We start from the raw sequence: 20,136 nt of genomic DNA, 5'->3' as shown, positions 1-20,136 counted from the left end.
CGGGTCAACAATAAAAAACCGAGCCGACTGCACGCCACTTCCTGCTGTGAACCCTTTGTTCACATCCTGCTGTAATGGCGCCGCAGCGCGCACTTAAGGACCTCTCCGCCATGCAAACTGTTGTGAACTTATGGCCGTTGATCGGCGTACTTGTGATCGTGGTTGGCTTTGTTTTGCGTTTCAATCCGCTGTTGGTGGTCACCGCCGCGGCTATCACCACCGGGCTCGCTGCCCACTTCCCGCTGGAGAAAATCCTCGCCACTATGGGTGATGGTTTCCTACAGACTCGCGCCCTGCAATTGATCCTGTTGTTGCCTCTCGCAGTCATCGGTTTGCTCGAGCGCCACGGCTTGCGCCTGCACGCGCAGAACTGGATTGCGCGGTTTGAGCGCGCCACGGTCGGACGCCTGCTGATCATCTATCTGTTTGTGCGCGAATCCACCGCAGCCATGGGTTTGACCAGCCTCGGCGGGCACCCGCAGATGGTGCGCCCGCTGCTGGCACCGATGGCCGAAGGCGCGGCGGAAAAGCGCTACGGCAAACTGCCTGACAAACTGCGTCACAAGGTGTTGGCCATGTGCGCTGCCACCGATAACGTCGGCCTGTTTTTTGGTGAGGACATCTTCGTCGCCTTTGGTGCGATTGCGTTGATGCATACCTTCCTGCTGGGTTCGGGGATCGACGTAGAGCCGCTGCACATTGCGGTGTGGGGCATTCCTACGGCGATCTGCGCCTTTATCATTCACGCGATCCGACTTCATCGGTTTGACCGAAGACTTACCCGCGAGATGACGACCGCCGTGACCCCAGTGGAGGCCGCGCAATGATCATCTCCATCCAATACCTGTACTGGCTCGCCGGGGTCCTGCTGCTGATCACCGCCGGCATGATTCTGTTGGATCGGACCCATCCCAAGCGCTGGTCCAGCGCACTGTTCTGGCTGCTGTTCGCCATCCCGTTCCTGGTGGGAGAGCGCCTGCCCTCGGTGGTTGTCGGTGCGGGGGTGGTGGTGATGGCACTGATTGCCGGTCTGGGCGGCGTCGGCCGTGGCACCCATGCTGAGTTGCATGACAAGGCTTCGCGCGCCAGTGCCGGTCGCCTCGGGCATAAACTGTTTATCCCGGCGCTGGCGATCCCCCTGACCACGGTGATTGGTTCGGTCTTGCTCAAGCACACCGAGATTGGCGGGGTACCGCTGCTGGATCCGAAAAACACCACCTTCGTCTCCCTCGGTATCGGCTGTCTGATCGCCCTCGGGCTGGCCTGCTGGCTGACCCGTGATACCCCGGTGCAAGCCTTGCGCGAATCCCGACGACTCACCGAGGCCTTGGGCTGGGCCATGGTGCTGCCGCAGATGCTGGCGATGCTTGGCCTGCTCTTCAATGAAGCAGGTGTCGGCACGGCCGTCGCCCATGTCACCACCACCTACATCAACCTGGATTTCAAGTTGGTGGCGGTCATGGTGTACGTGTTGGGCATGGCGCTGTTTACGGTGATCATGGGCAATGGCTTCGCGGCATTCCCGGTGATGACCGGGGGCGTCGGCGTGCCGGTGCTGGTGGGTATCTACGGCGGTAACCCGGCGGTGATGGCCGCCATCGGTATGTTCTCTGGCTACTGCGGTACGCTGATGACGCCGATGGCGGCCAACTTCAATATCGTGCCGGCGGCGTTGCTGGAGTTGCCGGACAAGAACGCGGTGATCAAGGCGCAACTGCCGACCGCGTTGATGATGCTGGTGGTCAATATTGTCCTGCTTTATGTGTTGATGTGAGGCCAAGATGCGAACTGTATTGCTGACGGGGTTCGAGCCCTTTGATCAAGACCTGGTGAATCCTTCTTGGGAAGCGGTGCGCCAGTTGGATGGCGTGCAACTCGACGATGATGTGCGGATTGTTGCGCGCCGATTGCCCTGTGCGTTTGCCACGGCGGGTGAGTGCCTACGCCAACTGATCAGTGAACTGCGCCCGGCGATGGTCATCGCCACTGGGTTGGCTCCCGGGCGCAGCGAAATATCCATCGAGCGGGTGGCGATCAACGTCAACGATGCGCGCATCCCCGATAATCGGGGGGAGCAGCCCATCGACACGGCGGTCGTGGTCGGCGGCCCTGCGGCCTACTTCTCGACGCTGCCGATCAAGGCCATGGCCAGGGCGGTGCGCGAGGCGGGGATTGCGGTTTCGGTATCGCAGACGGCGGGCACCTTTGTGTGCAACCAAGTGTTCTACCGCTTGCAACACGAACTCGCGGGCTCGGGTGTACGCAGTGGTTTTATCCACGTGTCGAGCCAGCTTGGAGCGGGCCTGGTCGATGGGCTGCGCATCGCGGTGTCGACGGCATGGAATACCCCGGTGGACGTGGTGGAAGTCGGCGGTCAGGTGAGTTGACTTCTTACGTGATGCGGTAAGCTCGACTACAGTTCAGCTACATTCCTGTGTTGGATAATCGTCATGATCAAGTGCTCGAAATTCGTGTCTGTTGCACTTACGCTTGTGTTGTTTGCCGCTGGCGGTACGGCTTTGGCTGATCCAGGCAATGGCAAGGGGCAAGGCAACGATAAAGGCAATGGTCACGGCGGGCAGGGGCATGACAAGCCCAAAGGCAAAGGTGCAGCAGGCAGTCACGGCCCCAGCGTCGACCGTGGCAGCGTGCTGAATGTGTTGGGCGGTTATCGCGACTACTGGAGCCCGGGGCCCGCCTTGCCGCCTGGCATCCAGAAGAACCTGGCCCGCGGCAAGCCGCTGCCGCCGGGCATTGCCAAGAAACTGGACGGGCGTTTGTTGGGCCGTTTGCCCCATTACGATGGGTACGAGTGGCAGCAGGCGGGCACCGACTTGATACTGGTTGCCATCGCGACGGGCATTATCTACGAAGTCCTCAATGGCGCCCTCAATTGAGCTGACGCCGTCACCAGCATGGTTCTCGACGCCGCCGTGTTATTGCCGGCGTCGGTGGCGTTTACAAGCCGCCAGGTGATCCGTAGATTGCATTGCGCCGATTATTCGTTTCAGCCCACTAGGAAATCCCGCAGTGTCCATCCGAGGTTCAGTCGTATTTGCCCGCCCTTACCGCGCCTTTCTGTTCGATATGGATGGGACTTTGCTCAATTCGATTGCCGCCGCCGAGCGGGTATGGAGTACCTGGGCTGAACGCCATGGGCTGGAGGTGGCGACGTTTCTGACCACCATCCATGGCGCCCGGGCCATCGACACCATCACGCGCCAGGCTTTGCCCGGCGTTGACCCAGAGGTTGAAGCACAGTGGATTACCGAGGCTGAAATCAATAACGTAGAAGGCGTCGTTGCGATTGCCGGTGCTGTCGAGTTTCTGAACCGCTTGCCCGGTGATCAGTGGGCGCTGGTCACCTCTGCACCCAGGGAGCTCGCGTTGCGTCGACTGCAAGCGGCGGGCATTGTACCGCCAGCGGTGCTGGTCACGGCTGAAGACGTGGCTATCGGTAAGCCTGACCCTGCCTGTTATGCGCTCGGTGCGCAGCGCCTGGGGGTGTCGGTGCAGGACTGCCTGGTGTTTGAGGATGCGACGGTGGGTATTCGTGCGGGGGAGGCGGCTGGAGCGGATGTGATGGTCGTGACCTCGACGCACCTCAAGCCCATGGCGACGGAGCATCCTTCGATCGATGGGTATGAACAGCTGCAGGTGCAACGCAGCGCCGATGGCTTGTTGTACTTGGCGCGCGCGAGAGGCTGACGCAGCAAGGCCGAGACGGCTACCGGCCTCGGCCCGCTTCGCGGGTGGCTGGATCAGGCGGCGCCTGCATTCGATCACTGCGCATGCCTTGGCGTGACAGCACCATCTCCCTGAGAATCTCGTTGGCGAGCCGGGCAATCGCTTCGGCACCGCGATAATGCGCGCGCACGATTCCGGTGATTGCGAAGTGATCGGTTTCCGGACCGCTGAGCACGGCCGAGAGGGTACCGTCGGCGTGCAGCGTACAGGTGACCGTGTAGCTGGGCAGGCGGGCTGCCAATTCAGATTCGATTTGGGTTTTAGTGAGCGTGTCCATTTGTACCGGCACCTTTTACTGACTGTGCAAACACACCCAAGAATAGGTCCTGCTGCGAGGCTGTAAATACCAGCGATCTGATAGTGAATTACGGGGACGTCAGTGTGCGGTTTTGCGCACGATTCGCTGGCACAACTTGCGCTGCACGGCCATCTGGATGGGCTTGAGACAGAACATGAACAGGTAGCCAGACAGCAGCAATACCAGGTCCAGCCGCGAACGAGGGGCCTCGGCGCCTTCTATTTCAAGCTTCAGGCCATATTCCAAACCGACAAAGACCAGCCCTGTCAGCAGGGCGATCATCCAGGATCTGGAGAAAAATGGCTGGGTATTGCCTGGCAGCATCGACGTGCTCCCAATTGCACACTGATGGCGAGATATCAGTCAGGGGATTCGGTTGCAGAGGGTGTAATAAGTTCCAGGCGTGAAGATAGTTTCATCTTGATTCATGGATGAGCATGCGGCAAAAAACGGTTCGCGCAACAAAGACAAAAGCAGCCCGAGGAGGTTTTCGCCAGCCGTTACAGTGAACGAAAGGGCTGGCTACTGAGGGCGCTTCAAGGCGTCTGGTTTTTGTCCGGAGCGGTCAGGCCGGCCTGGATGCGCTGGTAAATCTCCTCGCGATGCACGGCAACATCCTTGGGGGCGTTGATGCCGATTCGTACTTGCTGGCCGCTGACGCCCAGGATGGTGATCGTAATGTCATCACCGATGTTTATGCTTTCACCGACTTTGCGGGTGAGTATAAGCATGGACTTCTCCTTGATTACTTTTAAGGACACATGTTTCAGACAGGGCAGGTGTCGTATGTGTGTAGCTTACTGCTAAGCGCTTCCCTGTGACTGCCTCTTTTAGGACGCATAGAGGCGACATTAATTCCCATGGCGGCATCATACAGGTCTGGGATACATCATTCGCATTGTTTAAGCCAACGTTTATGACGGCCAGAATAGACAGTGAATGATAAAGTCGCTTCTTTATCCGTTGAAGGAGCAGGGCAGTGCGTAAAGTAACGATGGCAATTGCGGTGTTGGCCTTGGCCGGTTGCGGTGAAGGCAAAAGCGTCGATGCTCCCAATGCCAAGCCTGCCGTGACCGAAAGCCAGCCACAAACCGGCGCGATTGCCGCCCAGGAATGGGACCTGCGCGTTGGCCCGCCAGACCATAAGTTGCAGGCAATCACGGACCTGACCGCCTGGTTGCTCGAACACGGGTTCAGTTTTTATATCGTGAAGGTCGACGGCAAGGACGAAGTGCTGCTGGGGCCATTTGCAACCAGGGCCGAGGCCGAAGCCAAGCAGACACTGCTCAACGAGAAGATGGCGCGGGCCAAGAAAACCGACACGGTGTCCGAGATCATCGAGCACAAGGCCGCGCAGTAACAGCTGGTTGGGCGGCAGGGCCGCCCATGTTCAACCGCAGGCTTTCAGGTTAACCGGGCCGACAAACTCATTGCCGCGGCCCATCACGCACGCCACCGTCTGGTTACGCTGGCGCTCCCAGGCTTGTACCGGATAGGTCTTGTTCCAAGCTTCGTACAGCTGGCGATCCTGTTTTGACAGGCGCAAGCCGTACTGCTTGCTCATGTAGAAATAAGTGCGTGCGATCATCCCGCGAATGGACGGGCGCGGCATGACCTTCTTGGCCTTGAAATCCACCTGGGTCAGGCATGAACCGTACTGCCCGCTTTGCACCGGCAGCCAGCCAAAACTAAAGTTACTTCGATCTCCATTGACCTCGCCGATGCTCGGCACCAGGTTGTGCAAATCCGCTTCGGCACGCTTGAACACGTCGTCATTGCGCGTGCAGTTCTTGCGTCCACCGTCCTGCCAGCACTGGCGCTGATGTCCGATCTGCCAGGCCGGAACAATGTGCTCCCACTCGATGCGCGCGGCACGGTTGGCGTTTTTGCGTGGGATGTAGCCGCAGGCTTTCAAGTCAACGCGGTTGCCGGTGTATTTGCAGCCGCAATAGAACTCGGTGGATTGTGGCGAGTAGAGCTTCCAGGCGATTTTTTTGGCTTCGCTGAAGGTTCGGGGTGCCTGTGCATGGGCAGTGACAGCAAAAAGCAGGCAGCACAGAGCAATAAAACGGGCACTCATTGAATCAATCTTCCTTCGGCACAACCCAGAAAATCTGCACGCCGCCGTCATCCCGATAGGCGAGGGTAACGTTGTCGTTCTCCGCGATTTCCTCCAGCAAGCGCTGCCACTCGTCTTCTGGCTCGTCCGGCAAGCGGAAGATCAAGGCTGCCTTGGCTTTTTGGGCGCTGGTGGAGTTGATGATCTTTTGCACACGAATGGCCAGGCGTTCGTAGGCATCAGGTGGGGTTAATGCTGCTGAGGAGGGCTTTGCCACGGAGTGTTCCTTAGTAAGCTGTACGTGCATACAGTATTTAACTGTAGGCAATTTCGCAACTGCTTAAAATTTAATAAGTTCGTCTTACGGCGGTTTAGGTGATTTGGTGTAAGGCGGGGAGGTGTTGGTTGCGGGATTTACACATGAAGTAGAGGCGGGTAAACCCGCCTCTACAGAGACGTCATCAGGAATCAATATTCCCAGAACATCCGCTGCAGTTCTTTGCTGTCCTGAGTCTTGGTCAGTGCGACCATCGCCAGAATCCGGGCTTTCTGCGGGTTCAGGTCAAGAGCGGCGACCCAGTCGTACTTGTCGTCCGGCTGTTCGGCATTACGCAGCACCATGCCCCCGGCATTCACGTGGGAAGAACGGATGATCTGCACACCTTGCTTGCGCAACTCCACCAGCGCAGGGACCACTTTGGACGACACCGATCCATTGCCGGTGCCGGCCTGGATGATGGCTTTGGCGCCAGCCTGGGCCAGTGCCTTGTAGGCGGTGTCGCTCACGTTGCCGTAGCCGTAGGCGATTTCAACATCGGGCAAGCTCTTGATGTTCTTGATGTCGAATTCCGAGTCCATGGTGTGACGCTTGGCCGGCAGGCGGAACCAGTAGGACTTGCCTTCAACGACCATCCCCAGCGGGCCCCATGGGCTCTTGAAGGCTTCGGTTTTGATATTGATCATTTTGCTGACGTCGCGACCCGATTGGATCTCGTCATTCATAGTCACCAGTACGCCTTTGCCGCGTGCGTCCTTGCTGCCGGCCACGGCTACCGCGTTGTACAGGTTGAGCATGCCGTCAGCCGACATGGCGGTGCCTGGGCGCATGGAGCCGACCACCACGATAGGCTTGTCGGTTTTTTCCACCAGGTTCAGGAAGTAGGCGGTCTCTTCCAGGGTGTCGGTACCGTGGGTGATCACGATGCCGTCCACGTCCTTGCTGTCGGCCAGTTCGGCGACGCGGCGGCCCAGTTGCAGCAAGTTTTCGTTGTTGATGCTTTCGGACGCAATTTGCATCACTTGCTCGCCACGCACATTGGCGATCTGGCTAAGCTCAGGAACACCGGCAATCAATTGCTCGATACCGACTTTGGCGGCCTGGTACGTCGCACTGTTGGCGGCGCTGGCGCCCGCGCCGGCAATGGTACCGCCGGTGGCGAGGATGACCACGTTGGACAATTTGGTCTTGGATTCAACGTCCTTTGCCTGGGCGGCAACGGGGAACAGCAGCAGAAGGGCCAACGCCCCCGGAACAAAGTTCTTCAATGCAGATTTCATTATTTTTCTCTCTGGTTTTTGATGAGTGCTGTAGCAGGTTCATCTAGAACACCTGGGCAGTGCTGAATGCCTCCAGGCGCTGTGTAGGAGCAGGATCTGTACCATGCTGAATATGTTTGCGTATATAAATTAACCTATTGATATATATAGACTTTTATCTTTTTTATGATGGGTTTTCGGTCGCTGGATGTCCGGCTTTCCGAACAACCTGGGGTGTGGCGTTCGGTTGTCCGAAAGTTATGCCGAAAGAATCCTGTGTGTTGCGCCAAAACCTGTCGTTTCAGAGAACGACCGAACGCGGCAGATGTTTAAGAGCGGCTCTCGGAGGACGCGAGAGCCGGGGCTAGAGGCCTTGCATGAAAGGCCATATTCTAGCGTTGACAAAACTCGACAAGGTTCTCATAGTTTGGTTAACGCAAACGTTTGCGAGATGTTTCATGGGGCCCTCACTGAGTCTCCTGTCAGCTCGTATCAGCCCCCCGGGTGGGAGGGCCCCCGAAGCACACTTCGGTGCAAGCGTTGCCCACAATAATCATAAGATCGGAGTGAACCCATGAAGCTGCCATTCGCTGGACGTCTTCTTGCTGTCGCTGTGCTTGCTGCCGCATCCGCCGCCTTACCTTTCTCCTCTGCATTCGCTGATGACGCTGCCGCCAAACCCAAGGTCGGCCTGGTGATGAAATCCCTCGCCAACGAATTTTTCGTGACCATGCAGGACGGTGCCAAGGCGTACCAGAAAGACCACGCCGCCGATTTCGACATGATCACCAACGGCATCAAGGACGAAACCGATACCAGCGCGCAAATCGGTATCGTCAAGCAGATGATCCTGGCCAAGGTCAATGCCATCGTTATCGCGCCAGCTGATTCCAAGGCACTGGTAAAAGTGCTGGAGGATGCCTCTAAAGCCGGGATCAAGATCGTCAACATCGATAACCGCCTGGATCCGGACGTGCTGAAAAGCAAAAACCTCGATATTCCCTTTGTCGGTCCCGACAACCGCAAAGGCGCCAAACTGGTGGGCGACTACCTGGCCAAGCAACTGGCTGCCGGCGACAAGGTCGGCATCATCGAAGGTGTACCGACCACCACCAACGCCCAGCAGCGCACCGCGGGCTTCAAGGATGCGATGGACGCTGCCGGTATGAAGATCGTTTCCACCCAATCCGGCAACTGGGAAATTGACCAGGGCCAGAAAGTGGCCTCGGCCATGCTGAGCGAACACCCGGACCTCAAGGCGTTGCTGGCCGGTAACGACAACATGGCCCTGGGCGCCGTCTCCGCCGTACGTGCAGCAGGCAAGGCCGGTAAGATCCTGGTGGTGGGTTATGACAACATCGACGCCATCAAGCCGATGCTGCAGGACGGTCGTGTGCTGGCGACCGCCGACCAGGCGGCTGCGCAGCAAGCGGTGTTCGGTATCCAGAACGCCCTCAAGCTGGTCAAGGGTGAGAAAGTCGATGCCAAGGACGGCATGATCGAAACCCCGGTCGAACTCGTCCTCAAGAAGTAATCCTGGCAGCACCCAACAGCGTCCGTCCGCCCTGGGCGGACGCCTGGAGATTTTCCTATGTCATCTTCCGCCCCGAACGCTGTCCTCTCGGTCAGCGGTATCGGTAAGACCTATGCCCAACCGGTTCTGTCCGACATCACACTCACGCTTAACCGTGGTGAAGTGCTGGCGTTGACCGGTGAAAACGGCGCGGGCAAGAGTACCTTGTCGAAGATTGTCGGCGGGCTGGTCACGCCGACCACTGGGCACATGCAATTCAATGGGCAGGATTACCGTCCGGCCAGCCGCACCCAGGCTGAATCGTTGGGTGTGCGCATGGTCATGCAGGAACTCAATCTGCTTCCGACGCTGACCGTGGCCGAAAATCTGTTCCTGGATAACCTGCCGAGCCATTGTGGCTGGATCAGCCGCAAGCAATTGCGCAAAGCCGCGATCGAGGCCATGGCCCAGGTCGGTCTCGACGCCATCGATCCGGACACCCTGGTCGGCAGCCTCGGCATCGGCCATCAGCAGATGGTCGAGATCGCCCGCAACCTGATCGGCGACTGCCATGTGCTGATCCTCGATGAGCCCACCGCGATGCTCACGGCCCGCGAAGTCGAGATGCTGTTTGAGCAAATCACCCGCCTGCAGGCTCGGGGCGTGGCGATCATTTATATTTCGCATCGGCTCGAAGAGTTGGCCCGTGTCGCCCAGCGCATTGCGGTATTGCGCGACGGCAAGCTGGTCTGTGTCGAGCCGATGGCCAATTACAACAGCGAACAACTGGTCACCTTGATGGTCGGCCGGGAGCTGGGTGAACACATCGACCTGGGGCCGCGCAGCATCGGCGGCCCGGCCCTGACCGTAAAGGGCCTGACGCGCTCGGACAAGGTCCGCGATGTATCGTTTGAAGTGCGTGCCGGTGAGATCTATGGCATCTCCGGCCTGATCGGCGCCGGTCGTACAGAGTTACTACGCCTTATCTTCGGTGCCGACCTGGCCGACAGCGGCACTGTGGCCCTGGGTTCGCCGGCCCAGGTGGTGAGTATCCGCTCGCCAGTGGATGCAGTCAGTCATGGCATTGCTCTGATTACCGAGGATCGCAAGGGCGAAGGGCTGCTGCTGACCCAGTCGATCAGTGCGAATATCGCGCTGGGCAACATGCCGGAAATTTCCGGCGCCGGGGTGGTGAATACGCGAGATGAGACGGCATTGGCCAAGCGCCAGATCGACGCCATGCGGATCCGCAGCTCCAGCCCGGCGCAATTGGTGTCCGAACTGTCCGGTGGTAACCAACAGAAAGTGGTGATCGGCCGCTGGCTGGAGCGCGACTGCTCGGTGATGCTGTTCGACGAGCCTACTCGTGGCATCGACGTCGGTGCCAAGTTCGACATTTATGCCTTGCTGGGTGAATTGACTCGCCAGGGCAAGGCGCTGGTGGTGGTATCCAGTGACCTGCGTGAGCTCATGCTGATCTGTGACCGCATCGGCGTGCTGTCCGCCGGGCGCTTGATCGAGACTTTCGAGCGCGACAGCTGGACCCAGGACGAATTGCTCGCTGCCGCCTTTGCCGGCTATCAGAAACGTGATGCGCTGCTCAACGACGCAGTGCTTAGGGATACCCCATGAAACTAACAACTTCCCCCGGTAAAACCGGTGGCAACTTCTACGGCCTGGGCACCTACCTGGGGCTGGCCGCTGCATTGCTGGCGATGATCGCGCTGTTTTCGGTGCTCAGTGATCACTTCCTGTCCTATGACACGTTCAGCACTCTGGCTAACCAGATTCCTGACCTGATGGTGCTGGCTGTGGGCATGACCTTCATCCTGATCATCGGCGGTATCGACCTGTCGGTGGGCTCGGTGCTGGCGTTGGCGGCATCGGCCGTCAGCGTGGCGATTCTCGGTTGGGGCTGGAGTGTCTTACCGGCTGCATTGCTCGGCATGGGTTGCGCCGCGTTTGCCGGCACTATCACCGGTTCGATCACGGTGGCCTGGCGCATACCATCGTTTATCGTGTCCCTCGGTGTGTTGGAAATGGCCCGTGGCGTGGCGTACCAGATGACCGGTTCGCGTACGGCTTATATCGGCGATTCGTTTGCCTGGCTGTCCAACCCGATCGCCTTCGGCATTTCGCCGTCGTTTATCATCGCTTTGCTGGTGATCATTGCCGCCCAACTGGTGTTGACCCGTACTGTATTCGGTCGCTACCTGATCGGTATCGGCACCAACGAAGAAGCCGTGCGCCTCGCCGGGATCAACCCCAAGCCGTACAAGATTCTGGTATTCAGCCTCATGGGACTGCTCGCCGGTGTGGCGGCGTTGTTCCAGATTTCGCGCCTGGAAGCGGCAGACCCGAATGCCGGTTCGGGCCTGGAACTGCAAGTGATCGCCGCAGTGGTGATCGGCGGCACCAGCCTCATGGGCGGACGTGGCTCGGTGATCAGCACCTTCTTCGGCGTGCTGATTATTTCGGTATTGGCCGCCGGCCTGGCGCAGATCGGTGCCACGGAGCCCACCAAGCGCATCATCACCGGTGCCGTGATCGTGATCGCTGTGGTCCTGGATACTTACCGCAGCCGCCGCGCCAGTCGGCGAGGCTGAGCCATGGCAACGATCAAGGATGTGGCCGCGATTGCAGGTATTTCCTACACCACCGTGTCCCATGTGGTGAACAAGACGCGACCGGTGAGCGAGCCTGTACGGATCAAGGTTGAAGCGGCGATCAAGCAGCTCGACTACGTGCCCAGCGCCGTCGCGCGTTCGCTCAAGGCTAAGACCACGGCCACCATAGGATTGCTGGTGCCCAACAGCCTCAACCCGTATTTTGCCGAGCTGGCCCGGGGGATTGAGGACTACTGTGAGCGTAATGGCTACTGCGTGATTCTCTGCAACTCCGACGACAACGCAGAAAAACAGCGCAGCTATTTGCGGGTGTTGCTGGAGAAGCGCGTCGACGGCTTGATCGTGACCTCGGTAGGCGGTGATGACAGCGGCCTCGCCGCAGGCTTGAGCGCGGTGCGCACGCCCATGGTGATTGTCGACCGGGCGCTGGACGGTATAGATGTCGACTTGGTGCGCATCGACCATGAGCACGGCGCCTACCTGGCGACCCGGCACTTGCTTGAGCTGGGGCATCGGGATATCGCCTGCATCGGTGGCCCGGCCCACACTCGCGTCGCGCAAATGCGCCTGGCGGGGTACCACCGCGCGCTCCGTGAAGCAGGAGTGGAAGTGGTGGCCAATCGCACCCTGGAGAGCGACTTCACCAGCACCGGCGGTTATGCTGCTGCCGTGCAACTGCTGGCGGAAAACCCGCCCAGCGCGATTTTTGCCAGCAACGACATGATCGGTTTCGGCGTGTTGCGCGCTGCGGCGGAGCGCAATGTCCGCGTGCCCGGTGAACTGTCGGTGATCGGTTTCGATGACATTCAAATGGGCCGCTACGTGTACCCGGCGCTGACCACGGTCGGGCAGTCGATCCTGCAACTGGGTGAGACGGCGGCCGAGCTTTTACTGCGACGAATTGCAACACCCCAACTGCCGATCGATCAACGCATCGTGACGCCGTGCATCGTGTTGCGCGAGTCCACGGCGCCAGTCGCCGGCGTATTCGCCCAATACCGCTGAATCGAATTGATGAGTACTGATGTATGCCCGCAAAAGTAGTGGTAATAGGCAGCTTGAACATGGACCTGGTCACCCGCGCGAGTCGGCTGCCCCGTGCCGGTGAGACCCTGATCGGCCAGACGTTTTCCACGGTGCCTGGCGGCAAGGGCGCCAACCAGGCCGTGGCATCGGCGCGACTGGGGGCCGATGTGGCAATGATCGGTTGTGTCGGTAGCGATGCCTATGGCACTGAACTGCGTGGCGCCTTGCTGGTGGAAGGTATCGATTGCCAGGCGGTGAGCACCGTGGACGGTTCCAGTGGTGTCGCCTTGATTGTGGTGGACGACAGCAGTCAGAACGCGATTGTGATTGTTGCCGGCAGCAACGGCGAGCTGACCCCCGCCTCACTGCAGGCGTCTGATGCGGTGTTGCAGGCCGCCGATGTGATTATCTGTCAGCTTGAAGTGCCGATGGATACCGTGGGCTACACCCTCAAGCGCGGTCGTGAACTGGGCAAGACCGTGATCCTCAACCCCGCGCCGGCCAGCGGCCCGTTGCCCGCTGACTGGTACGCCTCGGTCGACTACCTGATTCCCAACGAAAGTGAAGCCAGCGCACTGAGCGGCGTGACAGTCGACTCCCTCGACAGTGCCAAGGTCGCGGCGACTCGGCTGATCCAGGCGGGAGCTGGCAAGGTCATTATTACCCTGGGTGCCCAAGGTGCGTTGTTTGCCGATGGCCAGGGCTTTGAGCACTTGGTGGCGCCCAAGGTCAATGCGGTGGATACCACGGCTGCCGGCGATACCTTTGTCGGTGGTTTTGCCGCAGCGCTGGCCAGTGGCAAAAGTGAGGCCGAGGCCATCCGTTTCGGCCAGGTCGCGGCAGCATTGTCGGTCACCCGTGCCGGTGCCCAACCCTCCATTCCTACGCTGCATGACGTTCAAGGTTTTGTACCTCTATGAAAAAGACCCCTCTGCTCAATATCGCCTTGTCGCGGTTGATCGCATCCCTGGGCCATGGCGACATCCTGGTGATCGGTGACGCCGGCCTGCCAGTGCCGCCGGGGGTTGAGTTGATCGACCTGGCGCTGACCCAGGGCATTCCCGACTTCATCAGTACCTTGCGTATCGTGCTCAGTGAAATGCAGGTGGAAAGCCACGTACTGGCGGAAGAAATCCTGCTCAAGCAGCCGCCCGCGCTGACTGAGCTGAACGCGTTGACTGAACAGGCCGCCCTCGGCGAGCGACGTCTGCTCAGCCATGAACAATTCAAGCAACTGAGCCGTAACGCGCGCGCTGTCGTGCGTACCGGCGAGTGCCAGCCTTACTGCAATATCGCGCTGGTGTCAGGCGTAACCTTCTAGAGTGTCCCAACGACAAGGAGTGTTTTATGCAACGTGGTCTCCCAACCCTGAGAAATCTGTTTCGGAGTGTCCTGCTTTTGTCCGCACTCACTGCTGCCAGCGCCCAAGCGGCGGAAAAAATCGACTTGATCATCGACACCGACCCAGGCGCCGACGATGTAGTGGCCTTGCTCTTTGCCATGGCTTCCCCGGACGAATTGAACATTCGTGCGCTGACTACCGTCGCCGGCAACGTGCGCCTGGACAAGACCTCGCGTAACGCGCGCCTGGCCCGCGAGTGGGCCGGGCGCGAGGAAATCCCGGTGTACGCCGGCGCACCCAAGCCGCTGTTGCGCACACCGATCTATGCCGAGAACATCCATGGCAAAGAAGGTATTTCCGGCGTCACCGTCCATGAGCCTAAAAAGGGCCTGGCTGAAGGCAGCGCCGTTGATTACCTGATCAAGACCCTCCGTGCGGCCAAGCCTCACAGCATCACCATTGCCATGCTCGGCCCGCAGACCAACCTGGCCCTGGCATTGACTCAGGACCCGGAAATCACCCAAGGCATCAAGGAAGTAGTGGTGATGGGTGGTGCGCACTTCAACGGCGGCAATATCACCCCGGTTGCCGAGTTCAACCTGTTCGCCGATCCGATTGCAGCCGAGATTGTGCTCAAGAGTGGCGTCAAGCTGACTTACCTGCCGCTGGACGTGACCCACAAGGTGCTGACCAGTGAGGCGCGCTTGAAAAAGATCGCCGACATCAACAACAACGCGAGCAAGGTTGTCGGCGATATTCTGAATGAGTACGTCAAGGGCGATATGGAGCACTACGGCATCCCGGGCGGCCCGGTACATGACGCCACTGTTATCGCTTACCTGCTCAAGCCGTCGTTGTTCACGGGGCGTCAGGCCAATATGGTGGTGGACAGTCGCGAAGGCCCGACCTTCGGCCAGACCATCGTTGATTGGTACGACGGCCTGAAGCAGACAAAGAATGTGTTTTGGGTTGAGAGCGGCGACGCCCAAGGCTTCTTCGATCTGCTCACCGAGCGCCTTGCACGCTTGAAGTAACCCGGTCGACGTTCGTCAGCTGGTTCTCATTCCCGCTCGGGGTCTTGTGCCCCCATGTGATCGGCCGGGTATTTTTCGAATACCTGGCCGATGAATGCTTGCGCCGCCTGGGTGCCGAGTTCCTTGACCAGCAGGTCGATACCGATGATTGCCAGTTCCTCCGGGCTTCCTGGACTGTAGGAACTTTGCCCTTGGGGCCACTTGGCTTTGATGTCGGCTTGGAGCGTTACGGTGGTCATGGAAGTCTCACGGGTTGAAATACTGGGCAGTGCGCTGGAACGCGGCTCTAACGGGCGCAGTTAATCATTTTGCGCGGGGTTTGGCACTGCTACTTAGGCATGAAGCAGGCGCTGTGCGACACTGTCCCCCTGTTTAATTGCCGGGGGACCCCGCGTGCAGATCGATTTGAGTAACCCCGAGAACCTGACCCTGGCCGCCGTGCGCCAACTGATCGGCAGTGCCAGTGATGACGAACATACCCAGTTGCGTGTGACCAGGGCTGGGATTGCCTACATATCTTCGGGGGTGGTGGGAGGCACTGACATCGACGGCCTGCTGTTTCGCCTGGAGACTTGGGCCAAGGGTTCCGGTTATGTCGGCAACGTCGCAGCCAGCGACGAGGTCTGGGTCACACAGATTTTTAATGCGCTGAAGCAAAACTGGCCGAAGCCGCCGTTTGATTACATCGACATCTACTGATTACGTTCATATTTGGTCACGATTGATCGGGCGAATGCTTGCTGATAGTCGGGCAGACTTGCCTATCGGCGGTTTACGTTTTGAAACCTATCATCCAGACCGCTGTCGCACGATCTCTGTTCATTTTTCAATAGGAGGCTTCATGCCTTGGAAGCTCGCATCATTCGGTACTTTGTTGGCAGCACTCGCGTTGGCGGGTTGCAGCACCCCGGGTGCCTCTGAGCCAGCCAAAGACGCCGCCGTGACCGATGCCGGTCATAGCCGCTGTGAGTCGAAGGCCGCCGAATTCAGCATTGGCCAGAAAGCCTCGCCGCAGTTGCTGGAGCAGGCCCGTACCCGCGCTGGTGCGCAGAACGCACGGATTCTCAAGCCCAACGATATGATCACGCTGGAATACCGCTCCGACCGCTTGAACCTGAATACCGATGACAACCTGGTGGTCACGCGCGTTAATTGCGGCTGATCGTTTCCAGGCTTTTGCAACGCCCATAAAAAACCCCGTCACATGGACGGGGTTTTTTTAGCTCAGCGGAGAATTACTCGCCGCGAACCTGTGCAGCTTGCATACCCTTTTGGCCTTTCTCAGCCACGAAGGAGACGGTTTGGCCTTCTTTCAGGCTTTTGAAACCGTCGCTTTCGATAGCTTTGAAGTGTACGAACAGGTCGTCACCGCCACCTTGAGGAGTGATGAAGCCGAAGCCTTTTTCATCGTTGAACCATTTAACGGTGCCGGTTTGGCGATTAGACATGGTGTATCTCCAAGAAACATATATTTTCAGTAGTGCTGTGCTGCTCAGGCCAACTGGGCACACTGGGCTATCATAGTCGAAATGTTCGGCTTGGGAGCCCCCCCAAGGCATTGTTTGCTAATCAATAGCGTTGCGTTCGGTGCTTGTGTCGGCTGAAAGCCCCGAACTACGGGGCTTCGGCACGAAATATCAGCTGGTAAAAAAAGCCGTAAAAGCTGCGTAATTTGTGAGAAAAGGCAGTTTTCGGGCTGTTTTTCCGGCAAAACGGACGTCTGATCAGGGCCCGATCTTACTTTTTCTTCACGACTTTGCAGGACGAAATAGCCGCGACCGCTTTGTTTTTAAGCTCCGGGCTGGCGTTCTGGTTGGTCATGAGTTCCTTGATTTCTGCTGTGCTCAATTCGGCGTTGATCTTGTCAGCGCCACATTCGCAATGGGCCTTGGCAGTTTTGGCATCAACGTTCTGGCTGGCAGCTGCGCTGCAGTCGCTGACGAAGCTGTCGCGGGCGCCCGCTGGCCAATTGGGCGGAGCGGCGGCCTGCGCGCCGAGGGAAAGGAGGCTCAGGGTAGCGGCGAGAGCGAGGGTAGAGGTGAAACGCATCATGGGATGCTCCTTTGGGTCGAGGACGAACGGCGATTCTCAGTGGGTTTGAGGCATGGCGTACAGCCCAAGTTCACTTTTGCAGCTATAAAGGCTGGAATTTGTCTTTAACATCAGGTGTGCCCGGCGCGATGACCGTTCATCTGTGCTAGCATCTTCCGCTTGGCTAATTCCGGGTGCGCCATTTGCCGCCTTGCCATGTTTCTTTTTAGCTCACTCCAGTCACTGTGGTTCGATTATCGGTTGGCCGAAAGGCTCCTGCCGCTGTAAGGCAGGCGTTCATCACTGAACGGCCTGGTGTTGGATCTTGTACTGGCTCATCCCAACCCACGTGACCTTTGGTAGGGGTCACCACTAGGAGAGGAGGCGCCATGCCAACTATTACTCTTCCCGACGGCAGTCAACGTTCATTCGATCATTCGGTCTCCGTAGCCGAGGTCGCCGCCTCCATTGGTGCCGGCCTGGCCAAGGCCACCGTGGCCGGCAAGGTCGATGGCAAGCTGGTTGACGCCAGCGACCTGATCACCTCCGATGCCAGCCTGCAAATCATCACGCCCAAGGACCAAGAGGGGCTCGAGATCATTCGCCACTCTTGCGCGCACCTGATTGGCCATGCGGTCAAGCAGCTGTACCCAACAGCGAAAATGGTGATCGGCCCGGTCATCGAAGAAGGTTTTTACTACGACATCGCCTACGAGCGTCCTTTCACTCCGGACGATCTGGCCGCCATCGAACAGCGCATGCACGCACTGATCGAAAAAGATTACGACGTCATCAAGAAAGTCACCCCGCGTGCCGAGGTGATCGACGTGTTCACCGCGCGTGGCGAGGACTACAAGCTGCGTCTGGTGGAGGACATGCCGGACGAGCAGGCAATGGGCCTGTACTACCACGAAGAATACGTCGACATGTGCCGTGGTCCGCACGTGCCGAACACGCGCTTCCTCAAATCGTTCAAGCTGACCAAATTGTCTGGTGCCTACTGGCGCGGCGATGCGAAGAACGAGCAGTTGCAACGGATCTACGGCACCGCCTGGGCTGACAAGAAGCAGCTGGCCGCCTATATCCAGCGCATTGAAGAAGCCGAAAAACGCGATCACCGCAAGATCGGCAAGCGTCTTAACCTGTTCCACCTCCAGGAAGAAGCGCCGGGCATGGTGTTCTGGCACCCGAACGGCTGGACCCTGTACCAGGTGCTTGAGCAGTACATGCGCAAGGTTCAGCGCGACAACGGTTACCTGGAGATCAAAACCCCGCAGGTCGTTGATCGCAGCCTGTGGGAGAAGTCCGGGCACTGGGCCAACTACGCCGACAACATGTTCACTACACAGTCGGAAAACCGCGACTACGCCATCAAGCCAATGAACTGCCCTTGCCACGTGCAGGTGTTCAACCAGGGCTTGAAGAGCTACCGCGAGTTGCCGATGCGTTTGGCCGAGTTCGGTGCCTGCCACCGTAACGAGCCATCGGGTGCGCTGCACGGCATCATGCGTGTGCGCGGCTTCACCCAGGACGACGCCCACATCTTCTGTACCGAAGAGCAGATGCAGGCCGAATCCGCCGCGTTCATCAAGCTGACCATGGACGTTTATCGCGATTTCGGCTTTACCGAAGTCGAGATGAAGCTGTCCACTCGTCCGGAAAAACGCGTCGGTTCCGACGAACTGTGGGACCGCGCTGAAGCGGCACTGGCCGCAGCGCTAGACAGTGCGGGCCTTGCGTACGACCTGCAGCCGGGCGAGGGTGCCTTCTACGGGCCGAAGATCGAGTTCTCGTTGAAAGATTGCCTTGGCCGTGTCTGGCAATGTGGTACCTTGCAGCTCGATTTTAACCTGCCGATCCGTTTGGGAGCCGAATACGTCTCCGAAGACAACAGCCGCAAACACCCGGTTATGCTGCACCGGGCGATCCTCGGTTCGTTCGAACGGTTCGTCGGGATCCTGATCGAGCACTACGAGGGTGCGTTCCCTGCGTGGCTGGCTCCGACTCAGGCAGTGATCATGAATATCACTGATAAACAGGCAGATTTTGCTGCTGAAGTTGAAAAAACTCTCAACGAAAGCGGATTTCGTGCCAAGTCCGACTTGAGAAATGAAAAGATCGGCTTTAAAATCCGCGAGCATACTTTGCTCAAGGTTCCCTATCTTTTGGTTATCGGAGATCGGGAAGTCGAGATGCAGACTGTCGCTGTGCGTACTCGTGAAGGTGCTGACCTGGGCTCGATGCCCGTCGCCCAGTTCGCTGAGTTCCTCGCGCAAGCGGTTTCCCGGCGTGGTCGCCCAGATTCGGAGTAATTATTATTAAGCGTGAAATGAGACAAGATAAACGAGCTGCACCGAAAGCCCCGATCAACGAGAATATCTCGGCACGCGAGGTTCGGTTAATTGGCGCTGACGGCGAGCAGATTGGCATCGTCTCGATTGATGAAGCGCTTCGTATTGCAGAAGAGTCCAAGTTGGACCTGGTGGAAATTTCCGCCGATGCAATCCCACCCGTTTGCCGGGTGATGGACTACGGCAAGTCGATCTTCGAAAAGAAGAAGCAGGTTGCCGCGGCGAAGAAGAACCAGAAGCAGATTCAAGTAAAAGAAATCAAGTTTCGTCCAGGGACGGAGGAAGGGGATTACCAGGTAAAACTGCGCAACCTGGTACGTTTCCTGAGTGATGGGGACAGGGCCAAGGTATCCTTGCGATTCCGCGGCCGTGAGATGGCCCACCAGGAGCTGGGGATGGAACTCCTCAAGCGGGTTGAAGCTGACCTGCTCGAGTACGGTTCGGTCGAACAGCATCCTAAGATGGAAGGACGCCAGCTGATCATGGTCATCGCCCCGAAAAAGAAGAAGTAATCAACAGGGCACGGCAGGCCTTCTGATTATGTTTATCAACTGAATGCGGAGTATCCGAAC

At 58.5% G+C, this 20,136-nt stretch carries 26 protein-coding genes; 17 read left to right on the top strand and 9 right to left on the bottom strand.

Going from position 1 to position 20,136, the window contains the following annotated elements; translation table 11 throughout:
* The first annotated feature begins 110 nt into the window (after positions 1–110).
* From ACHPFG_RS21385 to ACHPFG_RS21365, 5 genes are all read left to right on the top strand, one after another.
* Complete coding sequence (locus ACHPFG_RS21385) at positions 111–827, top strand: DUF969 domain-containing protein (RefSeq protein WP_431700339.1); 717 nt, start codon at positions 111–113, stop codon at positions 825–827.
* Positions 824–1,774: a DUF979 domain-containing protein gene (locus ACHPFG_RS21380; RefSeq protein WP_065927250.1), complete on the top strand. Its 951-nt coding sequence runs from the start codon at positions 824–826 to the stop codon at positions 1,772–1,774. Before ACHPFG_RS21385 ends, ACHPFG_RS21380 begins: the two co-directional genes overlap by 4 nt.
* 7 nt (positions 1,775–1,781) lie before the next feature.
* On the top strand, positions 1,782–2,387 hold the full coding sequence (gene pcp / locus ACHPFG_RS21375; RefSeq protein WP_431700338.1) for a pyroglutamyl-peptidase I: 606 nt from the start codon (positions 1,782–1,784) through the stop codon (positions 2,385–2,387).
* Between the two features lie 63 nt (positions 2,388–2,450).
* Entirely contained in the window at positions 2,451–2,897 is a 447-nt protein-coding gene (locus ACHPFG_RS21370; protein ID WP_431700337.1) for an anti-virulence regulator CigR family protein, read from the top strand.
* A 133-nt stretch (positions 2,898–3,030) separates the two neighbouring features.
* Positions 3,031–3,708 carry an HAD-IA family hydrolase gene (locus ACHPFG_RS21365; RefSeq protein ID WP_431700336.1) on the top strand — a complete coding sequence of 226 codons (678 nt, stop codon included), beginning with the start codon at positions 3,031–3,033 and terminating at the stop codon, positions 3,706–3,708.
* 19 nt (positions 3,709–3,727) lie between these two features.
* On the opposite strand, the gene ACHPFG_RS21360 is transcribed toward ACHPFG_RS21365, so the two are convergent.
* From ACHPFG_RS21360 to csrA, 3 genes are all read right to left on the bottom strand, one after another.
* Complete coding sequence (locus tag ACHPFG_RS21360; protein WP_145336283.1) at positions 3,728–4,024, bottom strand: hypothetical protein; 297 nt, start codon at positions 4,022–4,024, stop codon at positions 3,728–3,730.
* A gap of 99 nt (positions 4,025–4,123) precedes the next feature.
* Positions 4,124–4,369, bottom strand: coding sequence for a hypothetical protein (locus ACHPFG_RS21355; protein WP_131700530.1), 246 nt, complete (start codon positions 4,367–4,369; stop codon positions 4,124–4,126).
* Positions 4,370–4,581: 212 nt separating this feature from the next.
* Positions 4,582–4,776 carry a carbon storage regulator CsrA gene (csrA, locus tag ACHPFG_RS21350; protein ID WP_003192511.1) on the bottom strand — a complete coding sequence of 65 codons (195 nt, stop codon included), beginning with the start codon at positions 4,774–4,776 and terminating at the stop codon, positions 4,582–4,584.
* 263 nt (positions 4,777–5,039) lie between these two features.
* Here csrA and ACHPFG_RS21345 point away from each other — a divergent pair, with 263 nt between their 5' ends.
* Positions 5,040–5,405, top strand: a complete 366-nt coding sequence (locus tag ACHPFG_RS21345; RefSeq protein ID WP_167656391.1) for an SPOR domain-containing protein — start codon at positions 5,040–5,042, stop codon at positions 5,403–5,405.
* Between the two features lie 30 nt (positions 5,406–5,435).
* Here the strand turns inward: ACHPFG_RS21345 and ACHPFG_RS21340 are convergent, their stop codons facing one another.
* The 3 genes from ACHPFG_RS21340 to ACHPFG_RS21330 form a co-directional block, all read right to left on the bottom strand.
* Positions 5,436–6,125 carry an endonuclease gene (locus tag ACHPFG_RS21340; RefSeq protein ID WP_431700335.1) on the bottom strand — a complete coding sequence of 230 codons (690 nt, stop codon included), beginning with the start codon at positions 6,123–6,125 and terminating at the stop codon, positions 5,436–5,438.
* A 4-nt stretch (positions 6,126–6,129) separates the two neighbouring features.
* Positions 6,130–6,381, bottom strand: a complete 252-nt coding sequence (locus ACHPFG_RS21335) for a DUF1654 domain-containing protein (protein ID WP_178116737.1) — start codon at positions 6,379–6,381, stop codon at positions 6,130–6,132.
* A gap of 191 nt (positions 6,382–6,572) precedes the next feature.
* Entirely contained in the window at positions 6,573–7,661 is a 1,089-nt protein-coding gene (locus ACHPFG_RS21330) for an asparaginase (RefSeq protein WP_431700334.1), read from the bottom strand.
* A gap of 553 nt (positions 7,662–8,214) precedes the next feature.
* Between ACHPFG_RS21330 and ACHPFG_RS21325 the strand changes: the two genes are divergently transcribed.
* The 7 genes from ACHPFG_RS21325 to ACHPFG_RS21295 are packed head-to-tail and all read left to right on the top strand — an operon-like array spanning position 8,215 to position 15,182.
* The gene (locus tag ACHPFG_RS21325; RefSeq protein WP_431700333.1) at positions 8,215–9,174 is read left to right on the top strand and encodes a sugar ABC transporter substrate-binding protein; all 960 of its coding nucleotides are present in this window, start codon (positions 8,215–8,217) and stop codon (positions 9,172–9,174) included.
* 57 nt (positions 9,175–9,231) lie between these two features.
* The gene (locus tag ACHPFG_RS21320) at positions 9,232–10,785 is read left to right on the top strand and encodes a sugar ABC transporter ATP-binding protein (protein WP_431700332.1); all 1,554 of its coding nucleotides are present in this window, start codon (positions 9,232–9,234) and stop codon (positions 10,783–10,785) included.
* Complete coding sequence (locus ACHPFG_RS21315) at positions 10,782–11,759, top strand: ABC transporter permease (RefSeq protein ID WP_431700331.1); 978 nt, start codon at positions 10,782–10,784, stop codon at positions 11,757–11,759. The genes ACHPFG_RS21320 and ACHPFG_RS21315 overlap by 4 nt, the downstream gene beginning before the upstream one ends.
* A gap of 3 nt (positions 11,760–11,762) precedes the next feature.
* Positions 11,763–12,785: a LacI family DNA-binding transcriptional regulator gene (locus ACHPFG_RS21310; protein ID WP_431700330.1), complete on the top strand. Its 1,023-nt coding sequence runs from the start codon at positions 11,763–11,765 to the stop codon at positions 12,783–12,785.
* Positions 12,786–12,808: 23 nt separating this feature from the next.
* On the top strand, positions 12,809–13,726 hold the full coding sequence (gene rbsK, locus ACHPFG_RS21305) for a ribokinase (protein WP_431700329.1): 918 nt from the start codon (positions 12,809–12,811) through the stop codon (positions 13,724–13,726).
* A complete protein-coding gene (rbsD, locus tag ACHPFG_RS21300) occupies positions 13,723–14,127 on the top strand; it encodes a D-ribose pyranase (protein ID WP_131700540.1) in 405 nt (134 codons plus the stop codon). The genes rbsK and rbsD overlap by 4 nt, the downstream gene beginning before the upstream one ends.
* A 26-nt stretch (positions 14,128–14,153) precedes the next feature.
* Positions 14,154–15,182 carry a nucleoside hydrolase gene (locus ACHPFG_RS21295; RefSeq protein ID WP_431700328.1) on the top strand — a complete coding sequence of 343 codons (1,029 nt, stop codon included), beginning with the start codon at positions 14,154–14,156 and terminating at the stop codon, positions 15,180–15,182.
* Between the two features lie 26 nt (positions 15,183–15,208).
* Here ACHPFG_RS21295 and ACHPFG_RS21290 read toward each other — a convergent pair whose 3' ends face one another.
* On the bottom strand, positions 15,209–15,421 hold the full coding sequence (locus ACHPFG_RS21290; protein WP_053128891.1) for a hypothetical protein: 213 nt from the start codon (positions 15,419–15,421) through the stop codon (positions 15,209–15,211).
* 154 nt (positions 15,422–15,575) lie between these two features.
* Between ACHPFG_RS21290 and ACHPFG_RS21285 the strand changes: the two genes are divergently transcribed.
* Both ACHPFG_RS21285 and ACHPFG_RS21280 read left to right on the top strand, forming a co-directional pair.
* Entirely contained in the window at positions 15,576–15,881 is a 306-nt protein-coding gene (locus ACHPFG_RS21285; RefSeq protein WP_431700327.1) for a hypothetical protein, read from the top strand.
* A 142-nt stretch (positions 15,882–16,023) separates the two neighbouring features.
* Entirely contained in the window at positions 16,024–16,344 is a 321-nt protein-coding gene (locus ACHPFG_RS21280; RefSeq protein ID WP_131700543.1) for an I78 family peptidase inhibitor, read from the top strand.
* 73 nt (positions 16,345–16,417) lie between these two features.
* On the opposite strand, the gene ACHPFG_RS21275 is transcribed toward ACHPFG_RS21280, so the two are convergent.
* Both ACHPFG_RS21275 and ACHPFG_RS21270 read right to left on the bottom strand, forming a co-directional pair.
* Positions 16,418–16,630, bottom strand: coding sequence for a cold-shock protein (locus ACHPFG_RS21275; RefSeq protein ID WP_003234260.1), 213 nt, complete (start codon positions 16,628–16,630; stop codon positions 16,418–16,420).
* A gap of 289 nt (positions 16,631–16,919) precedes the next feature.
* Positions 16,920–17,234, bottom strand: coding sequence for a hypothetical protein (locus ACHPFG_RS21270; protein WP_431700326.1), 315 nt, complete (start codon positions 17,232–17,234; stop codon positions 16,920–16,922).
* A gap of 368 nt (positions 17,235–17,602) precedes the next feature.
* Between ACHPFG_RS21270 and thrS the strand changes: the two genes are divergently transcribed.
* Positions 17,603–19,525: a threonine--tRNA ligase gene (gene thrS, locus ACHPFG_RS21265; RefSeq protein WP_406598305.1), complete on the top strand. Its 1,923-nt coding sequence runs from the start codon at positions 17,603–17,605 to the stop codon at positions 19,523–19,525.
* A complete protein-coding gene (gene infC, locus ACHPFG_RS21260; RefSeq protein ID WP_015884933.1) occupies positions 19,525–20,076 on the top strand; it encodes a translation initiation factor IF-3 in 552 nt (183 codons plus the stop codon). Before thrS ends, infC begins: the two co-directional genes overlap by 1 nt.
* Positions 20,077–20,136: the final 60 nt, after the last annotated feature.

The organism is Pseudomonas sp. BR20 (genome assembly GCF_050780135.1).
Lineage (GTDB): Bacteria > Pseudomonadota > Gammaproteobacteria > Pseudomonadales > Pseudomonadaceae > Aquipseudomonas.
The sequence above is the reverse complement of the archived record's forward strand: the minus strand, read 5'-3'. Positions and strand labels throughout refer to the sequence as shown.